Raw genomic sequence first — 11679 nt, 5'->3', positions numbered from 1 at the left:
CAGAGGCACCGACCCCGTCCTGTAACCCGCCGGGGATCAATCCCGCGCACACACATTGACCTGACTAGACCACTCCTCTTACCTTCACACGGCAGTCATCTCCGCGCCACCCCCACGTGTGCTCAGGAGGTCATGCCCGTGCGTCCCACCGCCGCCCGCTCCCGCCGCCTCCCTCTCCCCCTCCTCCTCACCGCCGCTCTCGCCGCCACCGCCCTCAGCGCCTGCGGCAGCGGTTCCGGCAGCAGCCCGGACACGCTCAAGGTGTCGTACAAGCAGTCCACCGACAACTCGGTCAAGGTGATGGACACCTACCTCGCCGGGATCAAGAAGCAGTTCGAGCACGAGTACCCCGGCAAGAAGGTCGAGTTCGTGCCGATCAAGGCTCCGGACTCGGAGTACTACACCAAGCTCCAGCAGATGCTGCGCTCGCCGAGGACCGCTCCGGACCTGGTCTACGAGGACACCTTCCTCATCAACTCCGACATCACCAGCGGGTATCTGAAGCCGCTCGACCCCTACCTCGCCAAGTGGCCGGACTGGGGACAGTTCATCGGCACCGCGAAGGCCGCGGCCAAGGGTCAGGACGGGAAGACGTACGGCGTCCCGGACGGGACCGACACCCGCGGGCTCTGGTTCGACAAGCGGGTGTTCAGCAAGGCCGGGCTGCCGCTGGACTGGCAGCCGAAGACCTGGGACGACGTCCTCGCCGCCGCCCGGACCATCAAGCGGAAGGTCCCCGGCGTGATCCCGCTCAACGTCTACACCGGCAAGCCGGCCGGCGAACGGGCCACCATGCAGGGCTTCGAGATGCTCCTGTACGGCACGGGCGACGGCACACGCGATCCGCTGTACGACAGCGGCAGCAAGAAGTGGATCACCGGGTCGCGGGCCTTCGAGGACTCCCTCCGCTTCGTGGAGACGGTCTACCGGGACAGGCTCGGCCCCGACGTCTCCGACGCCCTGGACCCGAACTTCAACACCACCGTCAACGGCGAACTGCTGCCCCAGGGCAAACTCGGCATCGCCCTCGACGGCTCCTGGCTGCCGCAGGCCTGGCTGCCGGGCAGCGGGCACGAGTGGCCGGACTGGTCGAAGCGGCTCGGACTCGCCGCCATGCCGACGCAACACGGTCAGGCGCCCGGCAAGGTGAGCATGTCCGGCGGCTGGACCTGGTCCATCCCGGCCAAGGCGGCCCATCCCGGCCTCGCCTTCGACTTCGTCCGGACGATGCAGACGAAGGACAACGCCCGGAAGTGGTACATCGCCAACTCCGGGATCGCCGTCCGCGAGGACGTCGCCGCCGATCCGAAGTACGCCGGCGCCCAGCCCGGCATCAAGTTCTTCACCGATCTCGTCGCGAGCACGCACTACCGGCCGGCGTACCCGGCGTACCCGAAGGTGTCGACCGCCGTGCAGGAGGCCATGGAAGCGGTCACGACCGGCGACCTGTCCGTGGAGAAGGCGGCGAGCGCGTACGTCGCCACGGTCGAGGACGTCACCGGCGGCCAAGTGGTCCGGAGGTGAGGCGCCGGTACCCGGCCGTCCGGGTCCTCCCGGTCGCCCCCGCCCTGGTCCTGCTGCTGCTGTTCCTCGCCGGGCCGATCGCCTACTGCGTCTGGATCGCCTTCACCGACCTCCAGCTGACCGGCCAGGCCCACTCCTCCTTCGTCGGCTTCGCCAACTTCCGCCGGGCGTTCAGGGACGACGCGTTCCTGAACGCCGTCTGGCTCACGCTGGTGTTCACGGTGCTGTCCTCGCTCGTCGGGCAGAACACGCTCGGGCTGGCCCTCGCCGCGCTGATGAAGCGCGCGTCGAAGCCCGTCCGCACCCTCACCGGCGGGGTCGTGGTGACCGCGTGGGTGCTGCCGGAGGTCGTCGCCGGGTTCCTGCTCTACGCGTTCTTCCGGCGCGAGGGCACCCTGAACGCGATCCTCCACTGGCTGCACCTGCCCCGCCAGAACTGGCTGTTCACGCTGCCGATCCTCGCGGTGTCCTTCGCCAACGTCTGGCGCGGGACGGCGTTCTCGATGCTGGTGTACTCCGCCGCCCTGGACGAGATCCCCGCCGAGATCACGGAGGCCGCCGAAGTGGACGGGGCCGGCGGCTGGCGGCGGCTGTGGCACATCACGCTGCCGATGATCCGGCGCTCCATCGGCACCAACCTCATGCTCAACACCCTCCAGACGCTCTCCGTCTTCGGGCTGATCTGGGTGATGACCCGAGGCGGGCCCGGCGACCGGAGCCAGACGCTGCCGCTGTTCATGTACGAACAGGCCTTCCAGAACAGCATGATCGGCTACGGCACGGCGATCGCCCTGCTCCTGCTGGTCGTCGGCTCCCTGTTCTCCGTCGTCTATCTGCGGCTGCTGCGGACGGAGGTCTGATGGCCCGCAACCGTGCCTCGCGGCGGTTCGCCGCGGACGTCTCGCTGCTGGCGGTGACCGCCGCCTTCGCGCTGCCCCTGGCCTGGGTGCTGCTGTCCGCCGTGGACCCGCACGCCGGGCTGCGGGTCAAGGTCCCCGACGGGCTCACCCTGGCCAACTTCGACGCCGTCCTGACCCCGGACATCACTTACACCCCGCTGCTCAACAGCCTGATCCTGTGCGGGGGCGCGACGGCGCTGACCGTCGGCTGCGCCACCCTCGCCGCGTATCCGCTGTCCCGGTTCCGGTCCCGGCTGAACCGGCCGTTCCTGCTGACGATCCTGTTCGCGACGAGCCTGCCGATCACGGCGATCATGGTGCCCGTGTACGCCCTGTTCGTGCGGGTGAACCTCATCGACACCCTCCAGGGCACGATCCTTTTCTTCGCCGCCTCCCAACTGCCCTTCGCCATCTGGCTGATGAAGAACTTCATGGACGGCGTGCCGGCGGAGCTGGAGGAGGCGGCCTGGACGGACGGGGCCTCGGCGGCGCAGTCCCTCGTCCGGATCGTGCTGCCGCTGATGGGGCCGGGGGTCGCCGTCGTGACCGTGTTCTCGTTCGTGATGATGTGGGGGAACTTCTTCGTCCCGTTCATGCTGCTGCTCACCCCGGAGCAGATGCCGGCGTCCGTGAGCATCAACGACTTCTTCGGCAACCGGGGCATGGTGGCGTACGGCCAGCTCGCCGCGTTCTCGGTGATCTACTCGACGCCGGTGATCCTGCTGTACCTCCTGGTGGCACGGCGGCTGGGCGGCGGGTTCGCGCTCGGCGGCGCGGTCAAGGGGTGAACCGGAAGGGTGTTGCGCCCGTGCCGCCGGCACGGGCGCGCCGGTGTCCGCGCACGCCGAACGCGCCGGCCTGCCGCGCGGTGCGGTGACCGAAGGAGCGGACCCCCTAGAAGACCGACTCCGCCTCGTCCATCCGGTCCTTCGGCACCGTCTTCAGCTCGGTGACGGCCTCCGCCAGCGGCACCATCACGATGTCGGTGCCGCGCAGCGCGGTCATCTTGCCGAACTCGCCGCGGTGGGCGGCCTCGACGGCGTGCCAGCCGAAGCGGGTGGCGAGGACGCGGTCGTACGCGGTGGGGACACCGCCGCGCTGGACGTGACCGAGGATGACCGGCTTGGCCTCCTTGCCCAGGCGCCGCTCCAGCTCGTACGCCAGCGCGGTGCCGATGCCCTGGAAGCGCTCGTGGCCGTACTGGTCGATGTCGCCCTTGCCGTAGTCCATGGTGCCCTCGGCGGGGTGGGCGCCCTCGGCGACGCAGATGACGGCGAACTTCTTGCCGCGGGCGAACCGCTCCTCGACCATCTTGACCAGGTCGGCGGGGTCGAAGGGGCGCTCGGGCAGGCAGATGCCGTGGGCGCCGGCGGCCATGCCGGACTCCAGGGCGATCCAGCCGGCGTGCCGGCCCATGACCTCCACGACCATCACCCGCTGGTGGGACTCGGCGGTGGTCTTGAGGCGGTCCATGGCCTCCGTCGCCACGCCGACGGCCGTGTCGAAGCCGAAGGTGCGGTCGGTGGAGGAGATGTCGTTGTCGATGGTCTTGGGCACGCCGACGACGGGGAGGCCCGCGTCGGAGAGCATCCGGGCGGCGGTCAGGGTGCCCTCGCCGCCGATCGGGACCAGCGCGTCGATGCCGAACTCCTCGACCATGTCGGCGGCGCCCTCGCACGCCTCGCGCAGCCGGTCGCGCTCCAGCCGGGAGGAGCCGAGGATGGTGCCGCCGCGGGCCAGGATGCCGCTGACCGCGTCCAGGTCGAGGGTGCGGTAGTGACGGTCGAGCAGACCCCGGTAGCCGTCCTCGAAACCGATGACCTCGTCGCCGTACTGCGCCACCGCCCGGTGCACGACCGACCGGATCACGGCGTTCAGGCCGGGGCAGTCGCCGCCTGCGGTGAGAACTCCGATGCGCATCGTGCTGTGTCTCCTGCTCGCTGAGTGTGCCGGTGAGCCGGTGTCGATTCTTTCACGTCCACCGGGCCTGCGAGATCCTGACGGGCGCCTTATCCGTCGACAGGGGTACTGTCAAGAGGGTTCTGCTCACCTCGGTGAGCGATTTTTATGCCTTGAAGGCGACGAAAGCGACATGAGGAACGGAGTGGACACGTGACGCGCAGCGTGTACGTGACCGGGATCGACCGCGGTGACGGACGCCAGGTCGTGGAGCTGGGGGTGATGGAACTCCTGACCCGGCAGGTCGACCGGGTGGGCGTGTTCCGGCCGCTCGTCCACGACGGCCCGGATCGCCTGTTCGAGCTGCTGCGGGCCCGGTACCGCCTCGCGCAGGACCCCGCGACCGTCTACGGCATGGACTACCACCAGGCGTCCGCGCTCCAGGCCGAGCAGGGCACCGACGAGCTGGTCTCCGCCCTGGTCGACCGCTTCCACCTGGTGGCCCGGGACTACGACGTGGTCCTCGTCCTCGGCACCGACTACGCCGACACCCAGCTGCCGGACGAGCTGTCGCTGAACGCCCGGCTCGCCAACGAGTTCGGCGCCTCGGTCATCCCGGTGGTCGGGGGCCGCGGGCAGTCCGCCGAGTCCGTGCTGGCCGAGACCCGCAACGCCTACCGCGCCTACGACGGCCTCGGCTGCGACGTGCTCGCCATGGTCGCCAACCGGGTGGCCCGCGAGGACCGCGACGAGATCGCCGGGCGGCTCGCGGACCGGCTGCCGGTGCCGACGTACGTGGTCCCCGACGAGCCCGCCCTGTCCGCCCCGACGGTCGCGCAGATCGCCCAGGCGCTCGGCGCGAAGGTGCTCCTCGGTGACGACTCCGGGCTCGCCCGGGACGTGCTGGGCTTCGTCTTCGGCGGCGCGATGCTGCCGAACCTCCTCGGCGCCCTGACCCCGGGCTGCCTGGTCATCACCCCGGGCGACCGCGCCGACCTGGTCGTCGGCTCGCTCGCCGCGCACAGCGCCGGCACCCCGCCGATAGCCGGTGTGCTGCTCACCCTGAACGAGGTCCCGAGCGACGAGATCCTCACCCTCGCCGCCCGCCTCGCCCCCGGCACCCCGGTGCTGTCGGTGTCCGGCAACAGCTTCCCCACCGCCGAGCGGCTGTTCTCCCTGGAGGGCAAGCTGAACGCGGCCACCCCCCGCAAGGCGGAGACCGCGCTCGGCCTGTTCGAGCGGTACGCCGACACCACCGATCTGGCCCGCCGGGTCTCGGCGCCGAGCAGCGACCGGGTCACCCCGATGATGTTCGAGCACAAGCTGCTGGAGCAGGCCCGCGCCGACAAGCGGCGGGTCGTCCTGCCGGAGGGCACCGAGGAGCGGGTGCTGCACGCCGCCGAGGTGCTGCTGCGCCGGGGCGTGTGCGACCTGACCCTGCTCGGCCCGGTCGACCAGATCCGCAAGAAGGCCGCCGACCTCGGCATCGACCTCGGCGACACCCGGCTGATCGACCCGGCCACCTCCGAGCTGCGCGACTCCTTCGCCGAGAAGTACGCGGCCCTGCGCGCCCACAAGGGCGTCACGGTCGAGCTGGCCTACGACGTCGTCTCCGACGTCAACTACTTCGGCACCCTGATGGTCCAGGAGGGCCTGGCCGACGGCATGGTGTCGGGCTCGGTGCACTCCACCGCGGCCACCATCCGGCCCGCCTTCGAGATCATCAAGACCAACCCGGAGGCGTCGATCGTCTCGTCCGTGTTCTTCATGTGCCTGGCCGACAAGGTGCTGGTCTACGGCGACTGCGCGGTCAACCCGGACCCGGACGCCGAACAGCTCGCCGACATCGCCATCCAGTCGGCGACGACGGCCGCGCGGTTCGGCGTGGAGCCGCGGATCGCGATGCTGTCGTACTCCACGGGCACGTCCGGCTCGGGCGCCGACGTCGACAAGGTGCGCGAGGCCACCGAGCTGGCCCGCTCGCGCCGGACCGACCTGAAGATCGAGGGCCCGATCCAGTACGACGCGGCCGTCGAGCCGTCCGTCGCCGCCACCAAGCTGCCCGGCTCCGAGGTCGCCGGGCAGGCCAGCGTGCTGATCTTCCCCGACCTCAACACCGGCAACAACACCTACAAGGCCGTGCAGCGCTCGGCCGGCGCGATCGCCGTCGGCCCGGTGCTCCAGGGCCTGCGCAAGCCGGTCAACGACCTGTCCCGGGGCGCGCTCGTCCAGGACATCGTGAACACCGTCGCCATCACGGCGATCCAGGCCCAGGGCCCCGCCCGGAACCCCAGCGAGAAGGCGTCCCAGCAGTGACCTCCCCCACCCGTGTCCTCGTCCTCAACTCCGGTTCCTCGTCGCTGAAGTACCAACTGCTGGACATGCGGGACAGCAGCCGGCTCGCGGTGGGCCTGGTCGAGCGGATCGGCGAGCAGACCTCCCGCATCGAGCACACCTGCCTCACCGGCGGCGCCACCCGCGAGCACACCGGGCCGATCGCCGACCACGACGCCGCCCTGAAGGCGGTCGCCGAGGAGCTGACCCGGGACGGCCTGGGCCTGGACTCCCCCGAGCTGGCCGCGATCGGGCACCGGGTGGTGCACGGCGGAATGTTCTTCACCGAGCCCACCGTCATCGACGACGAGGTGCTCACCGAGATCGAGCGGCTGATCCCGGTCGCCCCGCTGCACAACCCGGCCAACCTCACCGGCATCCGCACCGCGCGGGCGCTCCGCCCGGACCTGCCCCAGGTCGCCGTCTTCGACACCGCGTTCCACACGACGATGCCGGAGCCGGCGGCGCGCTACGCGATCGACCCGAAGATCGCCGACCGCCACCGCATCCGCCGCTACGGCTTCCACGGCACCTCGCACGCGTACGTCTCGCGTCAGACCGCGCGGCTGCTGGGCAAGGACCCGTCCGAGGTCAACGTGATCGTGCTGCACCTGGGCAACGGCGCGTCCGCCTCCGCGGTCGAGAAGGGCCGGTGCGTGGACACCTCCATGGGACTGACCCCCTTGGAGGGACTCGTGATGGGTACGCGCTCCGGTGACCTGGACCCGGCCGTCATCTTCCATTTGGCCCGGGTTGGGGATATGTCCATGGACGAGATCGACACTCTTCTCAACAAGAGGAGCGGTCTGTTCGGTCTGTGCGGGGACAACGACATGCGGGAGATCCGCCGCCGGATCGACGAGGGCGACGAAGAGGCCGCGCTCGCCTTCGACATTTACATTCACCGGATCAAGAAGTACATCGGCGCCTATTACGCCGTGCTCGGCACGGTGGACGCGGTGGCCTTCACCGCCGGGGTCGGCGAGAACGCGGCACCGGTGCGGGAGGCGGCGGTCGCGGGCCTGGAGGGCATGGGCCTGGCGGTCGACCCGGAGCGGAACGCCGTGCGCGGCGGCGGACCGCGGCTGATTTCGCCGCAGTCCGCCCGGGTGGCGGTCGCGGTGGTGCCGACGGATGAAGAACTGGAGATCGCGACGCAGACCTACGCACTGGTCGGAAAGAACAACTGAATAGCACCTGAGCGGTGTGGCACTCATTTGTATCTTCCGCCAGACGGAATATTCCGTAGCGAAACAAACCGATAGGATCGCCCCATGCGCCGTTCGAAAATCGTCTGTACTCTCGGCCCCGCGGTCGACTCCCACGAGATGCTCGTCGCCATGATCGAGGCGGGCATGAACGTGGCCCGGTTCAACTTCAGCCACGGCACCCACGCCGAGCACCAGGCGCGGTACGACCGCGTCCGGGCCGCCTCCAAGGAGACCGGCCGTCCCATCGGCGTCCTCGCCGACCTCCAGGGCCCGAAGATCCGCCTGGAGACCTTCGCCGAGGGTCCGGTCGAGCTGGAGCGCGGTGACGAGTTCGTCATCACGACCGAGGACGTGCCGGGTGACAAGCACATCTGCGGTACGACGTACAAGGGGCTGCCGGGCGACGTCTCGCGCGGCGACCAGGTCCTGATCAACGACGGCAACGTCGAGCTGAAGGTCGTGGACGTCGAGGGCCCGCGGGTGAAGACGATCGTCATCGAGGGCGGTGTCGTCTCCGACCACAAGGGCATCAACCTGCCCGGCACGGCCGTCAACGTGCCCGCGCTGAGCGAGAAGGACGTCGAGGACCTGCGCTTCGCCCTCCGCATGGGCTGCGACCTGGTCGCGCTGTCCTTCGTCCGGGACGCCAAGGACATCCACGACGTCCACCGCGTCATGGACGAGGAGGGGCGCCGCGTCCCCGTCATCGCCAAGGTGGAGAAGCCGCAGGCGGTGGAGAACATGGAGGACGTCGTGATGGCGTTCGACGGCGTGATGGTCGCCCGTGGCGACCTCGCCGTCGAGTACCCGCTCGAGAAGGTCCCCATGGTGCAGAAGCGCCTGATCGAGCTGTGCCGGCGCAACGCCAAGCCGGTGATCGTCGCGACCCAGATGATGGAGTCGATGATCACCAACTCCCGTCCGACCCGCGCCGAGGCCTCCGACGTCGCCAACGCGATCCTGGACGGCGCCGACGCGGTCATGCTGTCGGCGGAGTCCAGCGTGGGCGCGTACCCGGTCGAGACGGTCAAGACCATGTCGAAGATCGTCACCGCGGCCGAGCAGGAGCTGCTCTCCAAGGGCCTGCAGCCCCTCGTCCCGGGCAAGAAGCCGCGTACGCAGGGCGGTTCGGTGGCCCGTGCGGCCGCCGAGATCGCCGACTTCCTCGGCGGCAAGGGCCTGGTCGCCTTCACGCAGTCCGGTGACACCGCGCGCCGGCTCTCCCGCTACCGCGCGATCCAGCCGATCATCGCCTTCACCACGGACGAGGGCACCCGCAACCAGCTCACCCTGAGCTGGGGCGTGGAGTCGCACGTCGTGCCGTTCGTGAACACCACCGACGAGATGGTCGACCTGGTGGACCAGGAGATCGCGCGGCTCGGCCGGTTCGAGACGGGCGACACCCTCATCATCACCGCCGGCTCGCCCCCCGGGGTCCCCGGCACCACCAACATGCTCCGCGTCCACCACCTGGGCACCCAGAGCAAGTGACCCGTCCCGCGAGGGACTTGCAAGGCACCGAGGGCGCCCCCCGCGACGGGGGGCGCCCTCGGTGTTCTGCGGCTCCCGAACCGGCTTGTACGACCGCTCAGTCGGTCGTGTACACGTGCATGCCGGGCACGTGCAGGTTGCCGCCGAACTGCGCCGCCTGGACCACCTTGACGTTGGTGAAGTAGATCAGCGGGATGTTCAGCGGGGGCGGGCTGTCGGGGCTGAAGGTCACCGGGATCAGCCCGAACAGGTTGCCCGAGATGCTCTCGGTGTACATCACCGTGTCGCCGCCGGTGATGGTGGACGTCGAGCCCTTGGCGGCCTGGACGTGGTACGTCTTGCCCGCCTGCGCGTCCTTCACCGTCTGGTGCAGGTCGCCGATGTCGGTGCCGCCGGAGATGACGTACTTCAGCGCCTTCTTGGTGGTGCCGCCCGCCGTCTTCACCTCGACGATGCCCTGGTAGTCGGCGCCCTTGAGGAGCAGGGAGCTGGCGTTCAGGTACCAGGGGTCGTCCGCCACCAGCACCTTGTTGTCGACGCCGCCCTGGTCGTCCGTGGCCACCGGGCAGTCGTCGGCGGAGGCGGACTCGCTCGCGGACGGGCTCGGCGTGGCCGAACCGGTCGCGTCACCGGCCGTCTTCGCGGCGTCCCCGGCCGTCCTGGAGACGGTTCCGGTGGTGCCGCCGACGGTGTCCTGGACCGTGTCCGTGGCCTTCTTCACCGTGTCCTCGACGGTGCCGGAGGTGCCGCCGGACCCCGTGCCGCCGCCCGGCTTCGTGCCCCCGCCGGACTTCGTGTCCCCGCCCGGCTTCGTTCCCCCGCCGGACGGGGTGTCCGTGGACGGGGTGTCCGGGGACGGGGTGTCCGGGGACGGGGTGTCCGGGGTCTGCGTGGCGGACTGGGACGCGGACGGTGCCGGGGCCGGCGTCTGCGACGACGTGCCGGAGCCCTTGCCGCCGCCGGTGAGCAGGTCGCCGAGCGTGTCGCCCAGCGTGTCGCCGATGGTGTCGAGGACGGTGCCGCCGCCGCTCCCGGTCTGGGTGGCCGCGTCACCGGCGGTCGTGTCACCGCCGGAACCCGAGCCCGAACCGGAGTCCGAGCCCGACGACCCGGAGCCCGACGTACCCGAACCCGCCGACCCGGAACCCGAAGACCCGGAACCCGAGGAACCGGAACCCGAAGAACCGGAGTCCGAGGAGCCGGAGCCCGAACCGGAGCCGGAGGACCCCGGGGTGGCGGTCGGCGCGGGCGTGTCCTTGTCGCCGGAACCTGAATCCGGCGAAGAGGTGCCGCCCGCGTCCTGCGTCTTCCCGCTCCCGGTGGTCTCCGACGGCGACGGCGCGGCCGTCGTGCTCGGGGACGCGGACGGCGACGGCGTGGCCGAGGGGTCCTTGGAGCCGTCGGCCAGCGCCTTCACACAGTCCTTGTACTCGTCGGCCGTCAGGCTCTTCGCCGACGTCGACGGGGACGGGCCGCCGTTGTTGTCGGCGAGGGCGAGCGTGGAGGTGAAGCCCATGCCCATGAGCACCGCCGTGGGCATGGCCACCGAGGCTATCGCCTTGCCGGCCGGCATGTGGAACCTGGTGAACAGCGGCTTTCTGGGGGCCGCGTGGCGGGGCCCGGTTCTCGCGCGGGACCCGTCCACGTCGGTCCCGCGGGTCACCTCGTCAGCCGGCACTGTGCCTCCCGTTCGCCCCGTTGGCCGGGCTCGTTCCTGACAGGTCGTTCTCCCACGGCGCCTTGTACGGCCCGGCCGGGGCCGCACCGGCCGCCGGGTCCGTGCCCTGGTGCGGCAGCGGGGCCGCGTCGGGGGCGCCGCCCTCGTCCGGGGCGGCCTCGGCCGGCGGCTGCTCCTGCGGGGGCGTGCCCGGCGCCCAGGCCACGGCCAGCGCTCCGCCGACCAGGGCGAGCAGGAAGCCGATGACGAAGCCGCCGAAGTTGGACACGGGGATGGACACCAGCGCCAGCAGGATCGCGGCGACGCCCGCGAAGGTCCGTACGTGCTTCTGGAACCAGAGGCTGAATCCCAGGACGATGAGCAGCACACCGATGATCAGGGACCCGGCTCCCGCGGTGGTCGCCATGGCCAGCGTCAGGTGCCCGAGCTGCAGATGGGCGTACGGGAAGTACATGATCGGAAAGCCGCCGAGCATGACGAACAGACCGGCCCAGAACGGCCGCGTGCCCCGCCAGGCGCGGAACTGCAGCCTCCGGCGGGTGAACTGGCCGGGTGCGGCGGCAGGAGTCTCGGCGCTCATGGAAAACAGCTCCCTGGTGCGGCGTTGCTGTGGTGGTGATGTGTGCCGCGTGTGAGAACGCGG

General features: G+C 70.5%; 9 protein-coding genes. 6 read left to right on the top strand and 3 right to left on the bottom strand.

Annotated features, from left to right (window positions below; translation table 11 throughout):
• Window positions 1-132 precede the first annotated feature (132 nt).
• From ACZ5DC_RS28080 to ACZ5DC_RS28070, 3 genes are read left to right on the top strand one after another with little or no spacing between them, the layout of a single operon-like run.
• Window positions 133-1524, top strand: a complete 1392-nt coding sequence (locus ACZ5DC_RS28080) for an extracellular solute-binding protein (RefSeq protein WP_468657167.1) — start codon at window positions 133-135, stop codon at window positions 1522-1524.
• On the top strand, window positions 1521-2384 hold the full coding sequence (locus tag ACZ5DC_RS28075) for a carbohydrate ABC transporter permease (protein ID WP_468657165.1): 864 nt from the start codon (window positions 1521-1523) through the stop codon (window positions 2382-2384). Before ACZ5DC_RS28080 ends, ACZ5DC_RS28075 begins: the two co-directional genes overlap by 4 nt.
• On the top strand, window positions 2384-3211 hold the full coding sequence (locus ACZ5DC_RS28070; protein ID WP_468657163.1) for a carbohydrate ABC transporter permease: 828 nt from the start codon (window positions 2384-2386) through the stop codon (window positions 3209-3211). The genes ACZ5DC_RS28075 and ACZ5DC_RS28070 overlap by 1 nt, the downstream gene beginning before the upstream one ends.
• Before the next feature lie 106 nt (window positions 3212-3317).
• Here ACZ5DC_RS28070 and ACZ5DC_RS28065 read toward each other — a convergent pair whose 3' ends face one another.
• Window positions 3318-4343 (bottom strand): ATP-dependent 6-phosphofructokinase, encoded by a 1026-nt coding sequence (locus tag ACZ5DC_RS28065; RefSeq protein ID WP_468657161.1) that lies wholly within the window; start codon window positions 4341-4343, stop codon window positions 3318-3320.
• 192 nt (window positions 4344-4535) lie between these two features.
• On the opposite strand from ACZ5DC_RS28065, the gene pta reads away from it, so the two are divergent.
• From pta to pyk, 3 genes are all read left to right on the top strand, one after another.
• The gene (gene pta, locus ACZ5DC_RS28060) at window positions 4536-6638 is read left to right on the top strand and encodes a phosphate acetyltransferase (protein ID WP_468657159.1); all 2103 of its coding nucleotides are present in this window, start codon (window positions 4536-4538) and stop codon (window positions 6636-6638) included.
• On the top strand, window positions 6635-7846 hold the full coding sequence (locus tag ACZ5DC_RS28055; RefSeq protein ID WP_468657157.1) for an acetate kinase: 1212 nt from the start codon (window positions 6635-6637) through the stop codon (window positions 7844-7846). Before pta ends, ACZ5DC_RS28055 begins: the two co-directional genes overlap by 4 nt.
• Window positions 7847-7930: 84 nt before the next feature.
• A complete protein-coding gene (gene pyk, locus ACZ5DC_RS28050) occupies window positions 7931-9358 on the top strand; it encodes a pyruvate kinase (protein ID WP_468657155.1) in 1428 nt (475 codons plus the stop codon).
• Between the two features lie 97 nt (window positions 9359-9455).
• On the opposite strand, the gene ACZ5DC_RS28045 is transcribed toward pyk, so the two are convergent.
• The gene (locus ACZ5DC_RS28045) at window positions 9456-10931 is read right to left on the bottom strand and encodes a hypothetical protein (RefSeq protein ID WP_468657153.1); all 1476 of its coding nucleotides are present in this window, start codon (window positions 10929-10931) and stop codon (window positions 9456-9458) included.
• 94 nt (window positions 10932-11025) lie between these two features.
• The gene (locus ACZ5DC_RS28040) at window positions 11026-11616 is read right to left on the bottom strand and encodes a DUF6114 domain-containing protein (protein ID WP_468657151.1); all 591 of its coding nucleotides are present in this window, start codon (window positions 11614-11616) and stop codon (window positions 11026-11028) included.
• Between the last annotated feature and the right edge of the window lie 63 nt (window positions 11617-11679).

This window comes from Streptomyces sp. NPDC031445, assembly GCF_055581365.1.
The sequence above is the reverse complement of the archived record's forward strand: the minus strand, read 5'-3'. Positions and strand labels throughout refer to the sequence as shown.